This window comes from Halalkalirubrum salinum (assembly GCF_005543295.1).
GTDB lineage: Archaea > Halobacteriota > Halobacteria > Halobacteriales > Haloferacaceae > Halalkalirubrum > Halalkalirubrum salinum.
Genome location: NZ_SRSG01000017.1, coordinates 52,126 through 68,040, shown reverse-complemented (window position 1 = coordinate 68,040; position 15,915 = coordinate 52,126). Strand labels below are relative to the sequence as shown.

The following is a 15,915-nucleotide window of genomic DNA, read 5'->3' as shown; positions in this document are numbered from 1 at the left end:
GCGAGCGCTGGTTGTCCGTCAGTCATGTCTCTGTCGAGCCGCCGTGTCGGTACCTGCGTTTCGATACAGCTCGACAAACCGATCGCGATCGGCGGTTGCGATCTCGGCGGCCGCCTCTGCGACCCGATCGGCCCCCGAAAACGCCGACTGGATCTCGGCGTACACGTCCGGCGAGCCTTCAGTGACCGTGCCGACGAGTCCGCCGAGGCGCTTTGAGACGGGTGTCGAAAACTCTGCGCGGACGTTCTCTGTGGCCAGCGCGTACGACAAAATTGCCGCGTGGGCAGCCGCCTGCACGCTCTCCATCGCCCGATCGTGCTCCTCGGGTGTTGTCTCAAAGACGGTGTTGCCGGCGGCCTCGAAATCCGCGGAAACGACTTCGAGGGTTGGCCCGATCGCGTGCGACACTGCCGCGATGTTTCCTGGAACGCGCGGCGGCGCAAAAAGCGGGTGATAGCTCGCGCGTTCGAGATCGGCCGCGAACTCGTCCATTGCCTCGACCGCGGGGGTCATCACTCCAGAGATGTCAAAGATCGCGTCGGCCGCATTTGGCGCGTACGCCTCGATCGCCGACTCGACCGCCGAGATCGGCACTGCGAGACACACTGCGGCGAACCGCTCGTCGGTCTCGGGATCGACAGCGCGTGCGTCTGGGCGACTCGCGGCGGCATCAGCGGCGATCGACTGATCGAGATCCGCGAACGCGATTGGGAGTTCGACAGTATCGGCGAGCCATCGGCCCATCTCGCCGGCACCGACAACGAGCAGTTCCATACCCGTTCGTGCGGTCGATCGAGCAAAAGCCGTTCGGTGAAGAGACGCGGGCTGAAAGCATCAGTCGACGACCTCGAAGCGGACCGATTCGGTCGGGATCGTCTCGCCGTCGTGGCCAACAAGCGTCTCGAATCGTAGCGAGATCGACTCGGCGGCGACAGGCTCGTCGAATGTCACCGAAAACAGGGGATCTTCGCCCTCGAGGTTTCGGGCCTCGCCGGTCATGTCGACAGCCCGGACGCGAGCGAACGCCGACCCGGAGCCGCCTTCGACGACCTCAAAGAAGCGTTCGAGCGCACCCGCATCGACCGCGGCGATCGAGCCGCCCGCATCCACGGAGATGTGTGCAGTGTACTTTTGAACGCCCTCCGGGGCGGTGGCGATCACGGCGACTGTCTTCGCAGTTCCGTCCTCTCGACTCATATCTCAGGTAGCACGTAGCTGAAAGAGTGTCTTTCGACCGCGCGGCGCACAGGGCAGCTACAACCCCAGCCGAAGCGTGCGGTTCGCAAGCAGGATTAAAAAGCCAATAGAGAGCACGGCGGCGATCGCTCCGAACGCGACCCCCCAGCCGAACCACTCCGAGAGCGCGCCGATGACCCCGCTTCCACTTGCACCAACCGTCATGTAGACGGTTCGAACGAGCCCAAAGCCGGCGTTTCGCTCGGCGTCTGAAAGGCGGTCAATAAAGCGCGATTGGACCGGCGCACCCCAGCTCATCGCTAAGCCGACGAGCGGAATCGCCACGGCGACCTGCAACAGTCCGTCAGCGAGGACGATCCCGGCATAGCCGACGATTCCGACACTCATTGTGATCATTGCGGCAGCGTCTCGAGAGAAGCGATCGGACAGCCAGCCCGTGATCGGCTGGGTTGCGCCGTGGATCACGAAATACGCCGAGAATAACACGCTTGCCATTGGCGTCGAGAGCCCATGATGGGTCGAAAGAAAGGTCGGCAGCCACGAGGCGGTCGCCTGCCAAGAGAATGCACCCAGCACTGCCAGGATCGTCGTATAGATGATCTCCGGACGTGAGAGTAACTCGACGAGCGGACCAAGCCGAAAGCGTTCGCCGATTGGCTGCTCGGGGCGACGTGGCTCTGTCGGGCGAATCTTCCACGCAAACAGGATGAACACGGGGACCGCAACGACAGTTCCGAGGAACAACGCTTCGCGCCAGCCGTACCGCGCTGCGACGGCTGCAGCCAACACCGGTGCGAGCAGCCCAGCGGCGGGACCGCCAGCGACGTGAAAGCCGATCGCCCGGCCGATGTTGTCGTACTGCCGGGAGAGAAACGTCGTCGCGACGCTGTAGTGCAGTCCCGCCCCGGCTCCGAGGACGATCGCGAACGCAAAGAAGGCGTTGAACGTCGGTGACACCGCTAACAGCAGGCTGGACACCGCGGTGAGGCCGACTGCGGTGAGAATGACCGTGCGTTCGCCGAGACGATCGCCGAGGATGCCGCTTGGAAACTGCGAAAGCGCGTAGGCGAACCACATTGCCGAGAGCGCAAGCCCAACGAGGCCGTTCGACACCGTGAACTCGGTGCCGATCAACGAGACGACCGGGCTTATCACCAACCGAGCGACCATCGTCGCGAAGAACGCGAGTGTACAGAGGACAAGCGCTGTGTGCCGGTACCGCCAGTTCACTGTCTGCGGTTATCCGGAGAGGGTCAAACCGGTTGCGTTCCCGGTTGCCCGTGGGGGGTATCTTTGGGGACGCGTCCGTTACTGTGGCTCACTTTCGAGACGCGTTCGCTGCTGTTAGTCACTCGACAACGAACTCGACCGGATAGTCGGTGATATTCTCGTAGCCGTCTTCCGTGACAAAAACGATATCCTCGATTCTGACTCCGCCCACATCAGGATCGTAGAGGCCGGGTTCGATCGTGATGACCTGTCCGGGCTGTAGCTCCTCGCCGCGAGGATTCAACCCGGGCTTCTCATGCACGTCGAGCCCGACTCCGTGGCCGGTGCTGTGAATAAATCCGACTTCGGTGGTCGGATCGGTTCGGAACGTCGGCAGGCCGGCGTCTTCATACACTTCGCAGGCAGCAGCGTGGACGTCCGCACCCGTCGCACCCGGCTCGATCGCCGCCAGCGCAGCGTCGAGCGCTGCTTCGGTTAGCTCGTACCACTCTTTGGCGGTCTCGGTCGGCTCGCCCTTACAGAACGTCCGGGTCATGTCCGAGTGATACTTCGTGGATTTGTCGCGTGGGAAAATGTCGATAATGATCGGCTCACCGGCCTGCAATGGGCCGCTCCCGCGGTTGTGCGGATCCGCGGCGTCTGCGCCGCAGGCGACGATCGTCTCATCGAGCGCACAGCCGTGTTCGAGCAGTGCGATCTCGATCGCAGTCTTGACTCGTTCGCTCGTGAGCGGTTCGTCCTCGTGAACGAGCTGTCCGTCTTCGACGGCAGCGGCCGCAAGCAACGCCTCAGCCGCGGCCATCGCGGCCTCGTTGGCCCGCTGGGCGACGCGGACGTGATCGAGTTCTGCGTCGGTTTTGACCGATCGGATCTCTGTGATCACGTCTGAGGAATCGACGGCTACCTCGACGCCCTGTTCGCGGAGTCCGTCTGCGGCACCGACGGGGAACCGCTCAGGAACCGCGACCGAACTGACGCCGTGGTCGGCAACGAAGTCTGCGCGGACGCGATCGCGTGCTCCTGCCGTGCCGTACTCCTCGCGATACTCCTCGAGGCCGAACTCGGCTGGCCGGACGACCGTGGCCGCGTGGCTTTCGGACTTCGCTCGGCCGTACTCCAATCCAGACACGAGCAGGTGGACCGCACCGTCAGCGTAGAGGGTGACGAATGGATCGGGTGCATCAAATCCCGAGAGGTATCGCTGGGTCGAGTCGCTGCTCGCAGCGTCGACGAGGTAGCCGTCGATGTCACGATCGGATAGGTATTCGTCTAGACGCGAAAGATCGGGCTGCATATCGCAAAGTTGGTGATTGACCCTCTAATTGGTTAGCATAGCGGCGATCGATCCACGCAGAGAGTCCCAAATCCGAGAGATCGGTCCACGCAGATACTTCCCGGCTTCGGTAGTCTCATACGGATACGGAGAGACGATCGGATATGAACGCGGAAGTCACTCCATCAGTGGTCGAAGGGAGGGTTCGAGCACCGCCGTCGAAGAGCTACACCCATCGGGCGATTCTCGCAGCCGGCTACAGCGACGGCGCGACCGTCCACGGCTTTCTCGACAGCGCAGACACCCAGGCCACGATGCGGGCGGTCGAGGCCTTCGGCGGGCAGGTCGATCGCACGGACGAGGGACCGCTCTCGATCGACGGCTTCGCGGGCGAGCCTGCCGTCCCTGCGGACGTGATCGACTGTGCGAACAGCGGGACAACAACACGGCTCGTCACGGCTGCCGCGGCGCTGGCCGACGGAATCACCGTCCTCACCGGCGACGAGTCCCTGCGATCGCGCCCGCACGGGCCGCTGTTGGACGCGCTGTCGGATCTCGGCGTCCGCGCCGAGAGCACTCGGGCGAACGGCCAGGCACCGCTCGCGATCAAGGGCCCGCTCGCAGGCGGCGAGGTGTCGATCCCCGGCGACGTCTCCTCGCAATACATCTCGGCGCTTCTCATGGCAGGTGCCGTCACAGCAGACGGGATCGAGATCGAATTGACGACCGAACTCAAATCCGCGCCGTACGTCGACATCACCCTCGAAGTACTGGCGGACTTTGGTATCACCGCCGAGCCGATCGGGGCGACCGGCGCTGGTGGCGTTCGATCTGCAGGTGCGGACGGCTTTTCAGTGGCGGGCGGACAGGCCTACGAGCCGGCTGGCGGGAGCTACCACGTTCCCGGCGATTTCTCGTCGATGTCGTATCTTTTAGCCGCAGGGGCGATCGCCGCAGCGCCCGACCAGGCAGTCATCGTCGAGGGTGCGTATCCGAGCGCACAGGGTGACAGCGCGATTGTGGAAATCCTCGAACGGATGGGCGCGTCGATCTCTTGGGACCGCGAGGCAGGCGAGATTACGATCGAGCGATCTTCGTTGTCTGGAACGACTGTCGACGTGGGAAACACCCCCGATCTCTTGCCGACGATCGCGGCGCTCGGCGCGGTTGCCGACGGCGAGACGGTCATCGAAAACTGTGCGCACGTTCGTCTGAAAGAGACCGATCGCGTGGCCGCGATGGCAACCGAACTCGAACGGATGGGCGCATCGGTCACTGAAACCGAGGACTCGCTGACAATCCACGGCGGCGAAAGCGATCTCCACGGTGCGACGGTCGACGGCTATCACGACCACCGCATCATTATGTCGCTCGCGATCGCCGGACTCGTCGCAACGGGGCCCACAACTATCACTGGTGCCGAGCACGTTGACGTCTCGTTCCCTGCGTTCTTTGCAGTGCTCGAAGACCTCGGTGTGGACGTGTCGCAGTCAACGTACGCTTAACCACCTGCCCATCGAATCCGCGTGTATGATCAGTGCTGGCAGAATGGCTGCGGTCGATGCGAACGCGGCCGCGCTCGGGGTTCCCCGGAAACAGCTGATGGAATCGAGCGGCAACGCTGTCGCGACGGCAATTAAAGACCACGCTGAACCTGGATCGTGGGTCGTCCTTTGCTGTGGTCGCGGCAACAACGGCGGTGACGCGTTCGTCGCCGCGCGGTTTCTCTCGGCGTACGATGTTGAAACCGTTCTCCTCGGTCGTCCAGAACGTATCGGGACCGACATCGCCCGCGAGAACTGGGAGGCACTCGATCGCGCCGAACTCTCGACGCGAACGATCCGCGACAGTACCGCGATCGACTCACTCGCGCTTGATGATGCCGACGTCATCGTCGATGCAATACTGGGTACTGGCGTCGCGGGCGAACTACGTGAGCCGGAAGCGAGCGCCGTCAGCGCGATCAACGCCGCCGACGCGACGGTCGTCTCAGTTGACGTTCCGACCGGGCTCGATCCCGACACCGGCGAGGCCGCGGGCCGAGCGATCGACGCTGACGCCGTCGTGACCTTTCACGACATGAAGCCCGGACTCACGTCGATCGACGCCGATGTCACCGTCGCAGACATCGGCATCCCGACGGCCGCCGAAACGTTCGTCGGCCCCGGCGACATCCAGCGAGAGGCGCGCCGATCGCACAGCCACAAAGGCGATCACGGCACAGTCGCCGTCGTCGGTGGCGGTCCGTATACCGGTGCTCCAGCGTTAACCGCCCAGGCAGCGCTTCGTGCCGGGGCGGATCTCGCATATCTCGTGGTTCCGAGTGCGATCGCAGACACGATCCAGGGATTCTCCGAGAATCTGATCGTCCGCTCGTATCCGGGTGACCACCTGACACCGACTGCGCTCGAGACGGTCCGGGCGACCGCAGAGACGGCCGATGTGACGGTTATTGGTCCTGGGTTGGGCGCACGGGATACCACACTGGCGGCTGTGCGATCGTTCCTTGCGAGCTATACGGGCCAAGCAGTCGTCGACGCTGACGCACTCGCTGTCATTGCAGACCTCGACACGGATTCCGAACTCGTCTGTACGCCACACGCCGGGGAGTTCCAGAAGATGGGCGGCGACGATCCCGGCGACACCTGGCGCTCGCGCCGGGATGCGGCCGTCGATCTCGCGAGTGAACTGACCGATCGCGGCCTCGACGCCACGATCCTCCTCAAAGGTGCGTATGATATCGTCTCAGATGGCGAGACGACTCGCGTCAACCGGACGGGGAATCCGTCGATGACCGTCGGCGGAACCGGCGACGTGCTCGCTGGGGTTTCGGCGTCGATGTTCTGTCTCGAACCGGCGGTCGAGGCGGCCTCGATCGCGGCGTACGTGAACGGTCGCGCGGGCGATCTTGTTGTCGACGATCGCGGATCCGGACTGGTGGCGACGGATTTAATCGATCGGGTCCCGGACGCTTTTCGCACTGATGAGTGACGAACTTACGCACACTGACGATTCGGGGAGCGTCAACATGGTCGACGTTGGGTCGAAGCCGGACACGACTCGACGGGCGGTCGCCGCCGGCGAGATTCTCCTGTCGGCGTCGACGATCGACGCAATTCGCGAGAACGATCTCGCAAAGGGTGACGTGCTCGCAACGGCCCGGATCGGCGCGGTCCAGGCGGTTAAACACACTTGGGAGACGATTCCGATGTGCCATCAGATCCCGATCACGAACGTCGACACGGAGTTTGATGTCCACGACGACCGAATCGTCGCCACTGTCGCGGTCGAGACGACCGGTAAGACGGGCTGTGAAATGGAGGCCCTCGAAGGCGTGACGACCGGACTCAACGTCGTCTGGGATATGGTCAAAGCCGCAGAAAAAGACGCTGACGGCCAGTATCCGGGGACGGCGATCGAGTCAGTCCGAGTGCTCGAAAAAGTAAAACGATCGACCTGATGCGTCCACTAGTACAGATCGGCTCAGATGATCTCGACGTGTTCTGACTCTTCGTTCAGCGCGAGGTTGGCTGCGATCTCGGCGTTTCGCATCGCGTACTGGGCGGTCTGTTGGAGGCTCACGAGTACCTCTCTGACCTGCAGTAGCTCGTTGTTCGACAGCTCAGGGAGGTCATTGAGTAGCTCGTCTTCTTTGTCGGAGATCGCTTTGAACCGGTAGCGACACTCGACGGTCAGATCGTAGTCGCGTTCGACCACTGCCCGCACCGCCAGGGCCGTGATCTCGTCGACCTGATCGGTAAAGTCACGGATCCGTCGGATTGTCGAGTCGTCGACATCCAGGGAGTTGCCCTCCGCTTCGAGGACGATATCTGCGATGTCTTCGGCGTTGTCTGCGGTTAGTTCGAGGTTCTTCGCCACCGATCGGTACCCAATGAGCGGGAAGCTCGACTCCAATCCCACCGCTCGACAGAGGTTCGGATTCTGGTAAGCGGTGAAGATGAGCCGCAACAACAGGACAAAGATCTTGTTCGCCTGTCGTTCGCGGTTCAACGCACGCTGGGCGAGGTCGGGATTCGAGTGGGCGATCGCCTTGATTGCCTCTCCGCGCATCGTCGAACCAGTGTTTTCGAGCCGCTCGAGAAGGTTGTTGAGGGTGAAATCCTCGGGATCGACCGAGCATCGGATCGAAATGTCTTCAGGCGTTTCCTCAATTACCCCGAGACCCATGAGCTGTGTCTCTGCCTGGTAGACCGCATTGATATGTTCGCTTTCGAGCGCGCCGCTTTCTTTTCGGACGTGAATCACGCGCCGACCGAGCACGTACTGGGCGACGATCGCCCGCTCTAGGGCCCCTGCGTCGAGGTTGTCTGCCTTGATGATCGCTTCTGACTCTTCGGTGTCCGCCGACTTCGGGAGGACGGTGAGTGTTCCCTTCCCACCAAGACGGATCGAGACTTCATCGCCTTTGTTGACGCCGTGCTCGCGAGCCCACTCCGCAGGGAGCGTCATCGCGAGCGTCGACGGGCCGAGCCGCTGGACTTTCCGCGTTTCCATGCCATTTGATATCGCGGGGGTGACCTTAATCTTGTCTATATGCAAAGTATATCCCCGGTAATATCAAAGGAGAAGCCGAGATATCAAAGGGACAATAATGTAATAACCCCCGCTGCGTCTGATTGCTAGGTAATTTTCATCATCCGTTGTTCGAACCTGCCGACACGAACCTTCGTCCAACCGCGGAGTGCTTCGTCAAGTTCTGGATCGTCCGTGTCAACCCGCAGTGTCCGAAGCCCGTCGAGTTTCGATCGTGAGGCGATGATCTCGATATCACACTGTCTGATCACCGTCGGCGAGAGTTGTGGGTTGCCGCGTCCGAACACAAATCCCTGACCGCCGATTGGCGATACCACGATCACGTTCCGATCGCCCAGCGCGTCCAAAATATCCGACTCAGAAGCGTCTTTGACAATAACTTCGCCCTCCCACTCCCGTTGGGTGTCGCGTGCCGCAGGATCGTTTTTGTCTGTCAGGATCGCTCGCCACACGTCGACGCCGATCGGCGATCCGGTAAACCCGAGCGCCTCCTTGACCGCACCAACCGTCGATCCGGGGGCCAGCACGTAGGTTACACCCGGCTCGATATCATCGACGACGCCTGCGACAAGCGCCTCCACGGTGCCACCCCCAAGCTGTTTCGAGGACTGGAGGTCGTCTGCCACCGGGACCGTCGCAACCGCCCGAAGCTCGGTGTGGACCTCCCCCTGTCGGTACTCGTCTTCGTCGATATCCATGACTTCGCGTTTTTCCGTTCGATCGAACGTCGCGGCGATCGAGGCGGCATCCTCCGGAGACACCGCAAATACCGACGAGTACACTTTTACCCCGGCGGGCACGCCCAATATCGGCGTGGTACTGTCGCGATCGGCGAGCGTGGTCGAGACATCGGTCGCCGTCCCGTCGCCGCCCACGAACAGAATTAACTCGACACGCTCGTCGTCAAGCGCCTCGACGGCGGCCTTCGTATCTGCTGCGTCGGTTTCTGCGCCTGTCGGTTCATACACGATCGTCGGGTCGTAGCCCGCCTCACGCACAATCGACGCCCCCATCGGACCGCCAACAGCGTATATCTCCGCATCGGGGAGTCGCTCGTACAGTGCTGTCATCGCTCGCCGGCCGCGATCGGGTGATCGGGGTTCTGCGCCCAGCTCCCGGGCCTCCTCAACCTTCCCATCGGTTCCCTTCAGCCCGACTCGACCGCCCATGCCGGCGATCGGGTTGAGCACGACGCCAATCTTCATACTGGTAGTTTGCGTCGAGGACCAAAATGTCTGGGGGCCAGTGGCGCGTTGTGGTGCCGACTGACTCGAATGATTTTAATCAGAGCTTGTGCAACGATCGCACATGATACCGCTCGAAGCGCCGATGGGACCGCTCCCGACCGAGGCAACCGCCGCAGCGATCCTGCTCGTCGGAATCGTTAGTGTCGTCGCGTGGCTCGCCTACCTGTACCGCTGATTTCGTCACTGAATCGTCTTGTACCGCTGATTACGCTACTCGATCGTCTCACTCTTCTGTGGGTTCGTCTTCGAGCACGTCCGATCGCTCCGCCAGCCACGCGGCAGCCGCTTCGACTACTTCGGGATCTGCGCCGGTGAGTTTCACCCGGACGTGCTCGCCCGGATAGCTTCCGACGCCGACTGGAAATTGTTCGCGAAGCGCGGTAAACCGATCGAGGAGCGTACTTTCGGGCTCGTCGATGGCGACGACCGTTGAATAGGTTGGTTTTCCCTCGAAGTGACCTTCTATTCGCTCGAACATCGCTTTCATTTCCGCGGGGACACCCGGTAGGACGTAGATGTCTTCGACGATCGCTCCCGGTGCGACGCCTACATCGTTTGGGATCATCTCTGCGCCCGCGGGCAGATCTGTGGTCCCTTCGGTAAGGTCGTCGGCGCTGTAGCCGCCGTGTTCTGTGAGCCACGACAGCGCCGCCTCGTTGGGCGCTGTTGTTCGACCGATCGCTGCGGCGACGCCGTCCATCGTCACGTCGTCGTGTGTCGGTCCGACGCCACCGGTGACGATCACCGCATCGTAGTCCGCGCGGTACTCATTGACAACCCGAGAGATGTCCTCGATCCGATCGGGAACGGTCGTCACGCGCTCGACGATGACCCCGCGCTCGTCGAGGCGGGCACACAGCCACGTCGCGTTCGTGTTCGTCGTGTCACCCGAGAGCAGTTCGTCTCCCACCGTCACGATCGCCACGTGCATACGCCAAACCTGACGAGTCCTACGGGATTAAACCGATTGATTATTCAAACGCCGCAGTGTGAGACCCGCATATGAACGAGAACGCTATCTGGGGTGCGGTTGGCATCCTGCTTGCGATCGCTGGTGCGGTGGTTATTGGTCTCGAAATGACACAATCAGATCTCCTCACCCAACTGTACGGTGTTGGCGTAATTCTTGCGGCGATCGTGACTGTGCTCATCGTTGCACCATCGCTCCGTAGCGCTTGAAGGGCGCGAATTGACTCGGTCGAGAGTATTTCTCACGACGCGATTGCAATCACAGACCACGACGCGATTGCAATCACAGACCACGACGCGATTGCAATCACAGACCACGACGCGATTGCAATCACAGACCACGACGCGATTGGCGGGATCGCTCAACGACGAATCGTATCGGGCGATTTTTGAGGTCATCCCGCTTACAGAGAGCTGTGTTAACCGTCGAGCTCCACACTCACTCCGCGCTCTCGTACGACGGCCGGGATCCGATCGAACTGCTGTTGGAGCAGGCACAGGCTGTCGGGCTTGACGCGATCGCAGTTACTGATCACGACGAGATCGACGCGAGCCTCGCTGCTGCTGACCTCGCCGAGGAGTACGGGCTCGTTGGTATCCGCGGGATGGAAGTCACCTCCGCGGCGGGTCACGTCCTCGCATTCGGGATCTCCGAGCGCGTCCCCGCCGGATTATCCTACGACGAAACGCTCGATCGGATCCGCGAGCAAGGCGGTATTGCGGTCGTTCCCCACCCGTTTCAAAAGTCCCGCCACGGCGTCGCGCCACACATTTCGACCGGGCAGTTGGCGAGCGCTGACGCGATCGAAGTGTACAACTCACGGCTGTTGACCGGACTGGCGAACCGCAAAGCCGAGCAGTTTGCGATCGAACATGGTCTTCCCATGACTGCCGGCAGCGACGCCCACATCTCCGAAATGGTCGGGCAAGCGGTTACAGAAGTCGGGGTGGACGATCGTTCCGAGGAAGCGATTCTTGAGGCGATTCGGACCGGCCGGACGAGCGTGATCGGGCAACGAACGCCCTGGCACATCAGTTTTCAACAGGCCGCAGGCGGTGTAAAACGGCGTATTCGCCTGGCGATTAGCGATCTCCTGTGACTGTGTCGATGCTCCGCGGCGCAACTGAACAGACCGTTGTTACGTCGATTGATCACGCCGACCCGCTTCCGGGGACCGCGGGGTTTGGGGGGCGGCTCGAACACACCGAGTACGGCCCGACGATCGTCCGCGACGTACTCGGCCGACAGCCGCTGTTTTACGAGGCCGCTGACGGCGTCGAGTCGCCGGAATCAACATCGATCGCGTTCGACCAGACTGAACTTTCAGATCCGGTGTCGTTCCCTGCGGGCTCGATCGCGACGGCCGAGAATGGGGTTGAGCAGCTATGGTCGCTCCCTGAGCCCGAGGTGCGCTCAGAGCGCGCTGGGATCGACGGACTCGCCGTCGCGATCGAGGAGACGCTCGGGTCGATCGATCCCGAAAGGGTCGCAGTCGCCTTTTCCGGGGGGGTCGACTCGGCACTCGTCGCATCCGGATTCGAGGCCGCCCCCTGCTACGTCGCTGGCTTTCCAGGCTCACACGACATTGAGGCAGCGAGAGAGGCAGCGTCGCTCATGGACCGCGAGCTTCGAGTCGTTTCGCTTTCTCACGACGACCTCATTGAGGCGGTCCCGCGACTCGCCCGGGCGATCGGCCGAACGAATCCGATGGATATTGCGATTGCGCTCCCGTTATTCCTCGTCGCAGAGGCTGCAGCCGACGACGGGTACGATCGGCTTGCACTCGGACAGGGTGCGGACGAACTGTTCGGCGGCTACGCGAAACACGTCGAGCCGGCAGACGACCACCGCGTTGAGGCGACCACGGTCCGTGGAGCCGTCCGCGAAATCCTCGGAACCCTTCCCAACCAGCTCGAACGCGACGTGCTCGCGTTGGGTGCGGCCGGCGTCGAACCAGTCACCCCCTATCTCCACGATCGCGTCGTGGCTGCGGCGTTGCGGCTCCCGGCGTCACTCCTTGCGACGCCGACAGCGCGAAAAGTTGCGCTCAGACGGATCGCCGCAGGGACACTTCCCGATCGGATCGCCACCGCGGATAAAAAGGCCGTCCAGTACGGGACCTACGTGAGCCGTGAACTCGATCGGCTCGCCCGCCAAAACGGGTTCAAACGTCGCATGGACGATCACGTCGGCCAGTACATCCGATCGTTGTGTGGATGAGCTGACCTGCGATCGTCATGTCGATTCGAAGATTGCCGTGCCGTCCTCGAACGAGAGCGTCGCTTTTTCCATGACAGTTGCGCCGTCTGGAAGCGATCCGAGTAGCGCCTCTGAGACCCACATGTCGCTTAGTTCGGCGGTGGATTCAATCCACGCGATCCGCGCTGTCTCGGGGTCGTATCCTCCGAGCGCAGAGCACGCAACCGCGAGCGCGAGTTCGTCGTCGGGCGCTACGAGCGGTACAGACGCTTTCGATAGGGAGCCACTCGTGATTGCGTTTGCGTACGTCTTTTTGAGTGAGAGCTCCTCAATTGCCGCCCGCCGCGTGATATCGGCAAGGCCGATTCCGTTCCCGTTTCCCTCGGTCGCCTCGGTCACTCCGCGAACATAGATAAGATCAATATCTGGCTCTTGCGGATCGGGCGCGTTCAGGACTCGATACCGCCCGATTACGTTCGTGTCCATTCCCGCACCGGAGATGTCTTTCCCCATCTCGTCGACGACGAGCAGATCGAGACTGTCGATTGGCAACGTCGCCATCGCCTCGTTCGCCTGTGTTAACAGCTCGGGTTCGCGATTGAGGAAGGCGTCTGCTGGCACACCCTCAACAAGAGCGATTTCTTCGTAAAAGTTCTCAACGAGCGCGATTCCACCGACGATCGGTGTCTCTTCTCGAATGACTTCGAAGGCAGCTTTCAACGTCTCGACGTACCCCGCTGCGATCGCCGTCGAGTGAAACGCCTTCGCGCCCCGCTGTTTGCCCAGCCCGACGACGGCCATCTTCGTCAGGCCACTCTCGATTCGACCCGTAAAATTAGTGTGTGCTTTCACCCGGTTGATAACAACAATCGCATCTGCGGCCGCGGCGACCGTCGAAACGTACACCGGCATCTCCTGTCCACCGACGGTGACGCTACCGAGCGGGTCGGCTGTCATTCGGGCGTCGATCGGTACATCGACTCGATCGGCCGTGATCCCAAGCGACGCAAGGACCTCTCGTTGTCCGTCAGCGGTCGCTCCGCCGTGGCTCCCCATCGCCGGCACGAGTATCGGCTCGAAGCCGCGCTCTCGGAGTCCAGAAACGACGCCAGCGGTCACCTCGTCGATCGCGTCGATTCCTCGGCTCCCGACGGCGACCGCGACAGTTCCCCCGCGATCGACCCCTGAAAACGAGAGTCGATTGAGTTCTGCTTTGGCCCGATCGCCCGGGGATTCGACGCGCTCGGCGGCTGGTTCGTACCGTACTCGCACAAAGGATGGCAACTCGATCGAGTCGAGCAATTTCGCGACAGTCGACCGGTCGGGAAACTCCATATACAAACCGATACGGTTGACAGAATAAATACTCGCAGGCCGATCAGCGGACCGCTCGTCCGACCACGTCGATCGCTTCACAGCCGATCGCGACGGTGTCGGCATCGATAGTACTCGATCGCAGCGCTTCGGGAGTGTACCACTCCCACAGCGATGGGTCGGCCTCGCCCGGCGCGGGATCGATCTCACGACTGTCGACCGCTGCAAAGTAGATGTGGTCGATGTGTTGGTGGCCGACCGTTCCGTCCTCGTGGACGTTGATGTCGTACAGCATCATGTGTCTGGGATCGGGAAGCGTTTCGCCTGCTGGCGCGTCGACTGGCTCGGTATCGTCGACGAGTGTTGCATTCAATCCGGTCTCTTCGCGTACTTCTCGCAGCGCGGCCTCGTGGGGCAGTTCATCGCGATCGACGTGCCCGCCGGGCGGGATACGGATTCCGAGCCGATTGTGGTGATGCAGTGCCGTTGCGCCGCCGTGGACAATATACGTCGTCGCGGTGAAGTGCCGCGTCGTCTCCATACCATACGGTCTGTGACATCGTTGTTAGCGATTTCGGACGCGGCGATCGACGAGTGGCCATACGGTCGGCAAGCCGGCACCGACCGGAGGAGGAAGGGTTGTGGTGCGATCGCGGGATCGGCGGAACAGGGCGGCCACCGATCAGGTAGACGTGTTATGCGTCTCGTATGTTCACTGGACCTGTACGTTCTCTTCGGCTTCGAGCAGTTCGTGGTAGCGGTTGCGGATCGTGACTTCCGAGATGTTTGCCACCTCGCTGACTTCACTTTGGGTGACCTTCTCGTTGGTCAACAGTGACGCGGCGTACACCGCGGCGGCTGCGAGGCCAACTGGCGACTTGCCGCTGTGGATCCCTTCGGCTTTTGCAGTCTCAAGCAGTGTTCGTGCGCGACGCTCGGACTCGTCAGAGAGATCGAGATCGCTTGCGAACCGCGGCACGTAGCTGCCCGGATCTGCAGGTTTGATTTCCAGTTTCAGTTCACGAACGATGTAGCGGTAGGTCCGAGCGATCTCGTCTTTTTCAACCCGGGAGACGTTCGCCAACTCGTCGAGGCTTCGGGGCGTCCCAGCCTGACGGGCCGCCGCGTACAGCGCAGCCGTGGCAACGCCCTCGATCGATCGACCGGGCAACAGATCGTCGCCCAGTGCGCGGCGGTAAATCACCGACGCCGTCTCACGAACGTTATCTGGCAGTCCGAGCGCCGAGGCCATGCGATCGACCTCACCGAGGGCCTGTTTGAGGTTGCGCTCTTTGGAGTCGCGGGTGCGGAACCGTTCGTTCCACGTCCGCAGCCGCTGCATCTTCTGGCGTTGTCGCGACGAGAGCGACTTACCGTAGGCGTCTTTATCCTGCCAGCCGATGTTGGTCGACAGCCCCTTGTCGTGCATCATCTCCGTTGTCGGCGCGCCGACACGGCTCTTTTTGTCCTTCTCGTTGGAGTTGAACGCACGCCATTCGGGGCCGTGGTCGATCTCGTCCTCTTGAACGACGAGGCCACAGTCCCGACAGACGGTTTCGCCGTGCTCGGTGTCGGTAGCTAACTGCCCGTTGCATTCAGGACATCGGACATCTTCGGAGGACTCCGTTTTCTCGTTTTTCCGCGTGTACTCCGTCGTACGCTGATCGGTGAAACGTTGGACGTTCTCACTCATGTATGAATCCAAGAACAGGTGGGAAAGATGCGTCTCTTTTCCACTGTTCTGTGTATCAATAACATTGTTTTCCACCTACTTAATACTATCAGTTAATTTCAAAAAATATTTTCTGGAAAACTAAACGACGCAACGGGGATGATTAATCGTTCGGTTCGGTCCGATCACGCCTTGCGATTTTAGCAGAAGGAAACTGACTCCGTATGTATCTTTGGTCGATCGAAACCCTTACTCGCCG

16 protein-coding genes are annotated in these 15,915 nt (G+C 61.6%); 6 read left to right on the top strand and 10 right to left on the bottom strand.

Annotated features, from left to right (window positions below; translation table 11 throughout):
* Positions 1-18: 18 nt before the first annotated feature.
* The 4 genes from E5K03_RS07245 to E5K03_RS07230 form a co-directional block, all read right to left on the bottom strand.
* The gene (locus tag E5K03_RS07245; RefSeq protein ID WP_138005877.1) at positions 19-774 is read right to left on the bottom strand and encodes a prephenate dehydrogenase/arogenate dehydrogenase family protein; all 756 of its coding nucleotides are present in this window, start codon (positions 772-774) and stop codon (positions 19-21) included.
* Positions 775-834: 60 nt separating this feature from the next.
* Positions 835-1,197 (bottom strand): hypothetical protein, encoded by a 363-nt coding sequence (locus E5K03_RS07240; protein WP_138005874.1) that lies wholly within the window; start codon positions 1,195-1,197, stop codon positions 835-837.
* 57 nt (positions 1,198-1,254) lie between these two features.
* Complete coding sequence (locus tag E5K03_RS07235) at positions 1,255-2,427, bottom strand: MFS transporter (protein ID WP_138005871.1); 1,173 nt, start codon at positions 2,425-2,427, stop codon at positions 1,255-1,257.
* Between the two features lie 118 nt (positions 2,428-2,545).
* Positions 2,546-3,721, bottom strand: a complete 1,176-nt coding sequence (locus tag E5K03_RS07230) for a M24 family metallopeptidase (RefSeq protein ID WP_138005870.1) — start codon at positions 3,719-3,721, stop codon at positions 2,546-2,548.
* A 143-nt stretch (positions 3,722-3,864) separates the two neighbouring features.
* Here E5K03_RS07230 and aroA point away from each other — a divergent pair, with 143 nt between their 5' ends.
* Genes aroA through moaC form a run of 3 tightly spaced genes read left to right on the top strand, consistent with a single transcriptional unit; the run spans position 3,865 to position 7,160 of the window.
* Entirely contained in the window at positions 3,865-5,205 is a 1,341-nt protein-coding gene (aroA, locus tag E5K03_RS07225) for a 3-phosphoshikimate 1-carboxyvinyltransferase (RefSeq protein ID WP_138005867.1), read from the top strand.
* A gap of 25 nt (positions 5,206-5,230) precedes the next feature.
* Positions 5,231-6,691, top strand: coding sequence for an NAD(P)H-hydrate dehydratase (locus tag E5K03_RS07220; RefSeq protein ID WP_138005863.1), 1,461 nt, complete (start codon positions 5,231-5,233; stop codon positions 6,689-6,691).
* Positions 6,684-7,160, top strand: coding sequence for a cyclic pyranopterin monophosphate synthase MoaC (gene moaC, locus E5K03_RS07215; RefSeq protein ID WP_138005861.1), 477 nt, complete (start codon positions 6,684-6,686; stop codon positions 7,158-7,160). Before E5K03_RS07220 ends, moaC begins: the two co-directional genes overlap by 8 nt.
* A gap of 23 nt (positions 7,161-7,183) precedes the next feature.
* Here the strand turns inward: moaC and E5K03_RS07210 are convergent, their stop codons facing one another.
* From E5K03_RS07210 to E5K03_RS07200, 3 genes are all read right to left on the bottom strand, one after another.
* Positions 7,184-8,215 carry a phosphate signaling complex PhoU family protein gene (locus tag E5K03_RS07210; protein WP_138005859.1) on the bottom strand — a complete coding sequence of 344 codons (1,032 nt, stop codon included), beginning with the start codon at positions 8,213-8,215 and terminating at the stop codon, positions 7,184-7,186.
* A 125-nt stretch (positions 8,216-8,340) separates the two neighbouring features.
* A complete protein-coding gene (locus tag E5K03_RS07205; RefSeq protein ID WP_138005857.1) occupies positions 8,341-9,459 on the bottom strand; it encodes an ATP-NAD kinase family protein in 1,119 nt (372 codons plus the stop codon).
* A 265-nt stretch (positions 9,460-9,724) separates the two neighbouring features.
* Positions 9,725-10,432 (bottom strand): competence/damage-inducible protein A, encoded by a 708-nt coding sequence (locus E5K03_RS07200; RefSeq protein WP_138005856.1) that lies wholly within the window; start codon positions 10,430-10,432, stop codon positions 9,725-9,727.
* Positions 10,433-10,503: 71 nt separating this feature from the next.
* Here E5K03_RS07200 and E5K03_RS17150 point away from each other — a divergent pair, with 71 nt between their 5' ends.
* The 3 genes from E5K03_RS17150 to E5K03_RS07190 all read left to right on the top strand — a co-directional run bounded on the left by E5K03_RS17150 (position 10,504) and on the right by E5K03_RS07190 (position 12,691).
* Positions 10,504-10,680: a hypothetical protein gene (locus tag E5K03_RS17150; protein ID WP_171006627.1), complete on the top strand. Its 177-nt coding sequence runs from the start codon at positions 10,504-10,506 to the stop codon at positions 10,678-10,680.
* Positions 10,681-10,886: 206 nt separating this feature from the next.
* A complete protein-coding gene (locus E5K03_RS07195; RefSeq protein WP_138005854.1) occupies positions 10,887-11,570 on the top strand; it encodes a PHP domain-containing protein in 684 nt (227 codons plus the stop codon).
* Positions 11,571-11,578: 8 nt separating this feature from the next.
* Entirely contained in the window at positions 11,579-12,691 is a 1,113-nt protein-coding gene (locus E5K03_RS07190; RefSeq protein WP_138005954.1) for an asparagine synthase C-terminal domain-containing protein, read from the top strand.
* A 15-nt stretch (positions 12,692-12,706) separates the two neighbouring features.
* On the opposite strand, the gene E5K03_RS07185 is transcribed toward E5K03_RS07190, so the two are convergent.
* The 3 genes from E5K03_RS07185 to E5K03_RS07175 form a co-directional block, all read right to left on the bottom strand.
* Positions 12,707-14,005 (bottom strand): DUF362 domain-containing protein, encoded by a 1,299-nt coding sequence (locus tag E5K03_RS07185; protein WP_138005853.1) that lies wholly within the window; start codon positions 14,003-14,005, stop codon positions 12,707-12,709.
* Between the two features lie 43 nt (positions 14,006-14,048).
* On the bottom strand, positions 14,049-14,525 hold the full coding sequence (locus tag E5K03_RS07180; protein ID WP_138005852.1) for an NUDIX hydrolase: 477 nt from the start codon (positions 14,523-14,525) through the stop codon (positions 14,049-14,051).
* 171 nt (positions 14,526-14,696) lie between these two features.
* Positions 14,697-15,677, bottom strand: a complete 981-nt coding sequence (locus E5K03_RS07175; protein ID WP_138005851.1) for a transcription initiation factor IIB — start codon at positions 15,675-15,677, stop codon at positions 14,697-14,699.
* Positions 15,678-15,915 lie beyond the last annotated feature (238 nt).

Excerpts from the sequence above, each read along its gene's own strand:
- E5K03_RS07185 (WP_138005853.1), bottom strand. The coding sequence starts at position 14,005 with ATGGAGTTTCCCGACCGGTCGACTGTCGCGAAATTGCTCGACTCGATC.
- E5K03_RS07210 (WP_138005859.1), bottom strand. The coding sequence starts at position 8,215 with ATGGAAACGCGGAAAGTCCAGCGGCTCGGCCCGTCGACGCTCGCGATG.
- E5K03_RS07220 (WP_138005863.1), top strand. The coding sequence starts at position 5,231 with ATGATCAGTGCTGGCAGAATGGCTGCGGTCGATGCGAACGCGGCCGCG.
- E5K03_RS07240 (WP_138005874.1), bottom strand. The coding sequence starts at position 1,197 with ATGAGTCGAGAGGACGGAACTGCGAAGACAGTCGCCGTGATCGCCACC.
- E5K03_RS07190 (WP_138005954.1), top strand. The coding sequence starts at position 11,579 with ATGCTCCGCGGCGCAACTGAACAGACCGTTGTTACGTCGATTGATCAC.
- E5K03_RS07175 (WP_138005851.1), bottom strand. The coding sequence starts at position 15,677 with ATGAGTGAGAACGTCCAACGTTTCACCGATCAGCGTACGACGGAGTAC.
- aroA (WP_138005867.1), top strand. The coding sequence starts at position 3,865 with ATGAACGCGGAAGTCACTCCATCAGTGGTCGAAGGGAGGGTTCGAGCA.
- E5K03_RS07200 (WP_138005856.1), bottom strand. The coding sequence starts at position 10,432 with ATGCACGTGGCGATCGTGACGGTGGGAGACGAACTGCTCTCGGGTGAC.
- E5K03_RS07230 (WP_138005870.1), bottom strand. The coding sequence starts at position 3,721 with ATGCAGCCCGATCTTTCGCGTCTAGACGAATACCTATCCGATCGTGAC.
- E5K03_RS07245 (WP_138005877.1), bottom strand. The coding sequence starts at position 774 with ATGGAACTGCTCGTTGTCGGTGCCGGCGAGATGGGCCGATGGCTCGCC.
- moaC (WP_138005861.1), top strand. The coding sequence starts at position 6,684 with ATGAGTGACGAACTTACGCACACTGACGATTCGGGGAGCGTCAACATG.
- E5K03_RS07205 (WP_138005857.1), bottom strand. The coding sequence starts at position 9,459 with ATGAAGATTGGCGTCGTGCTCAACCCGATCGCCGGCATGGGCGGTCGA.
- E5K03_RS07180 (WP_138005852.1), bottom strand. The coding sequence starts at position 14,525 with ATGGAGACGACGCGGCACTTCACCGCGACGACGTATATTGTCCACGGC.
- E5K03_RS17150 (WP_171006627.1), top strand. The coding sequence starts at position 10,504 with ATGAACGAGAACGCTATCTGGGGTGCGGTTGGCATCCTGCTTGCGATC.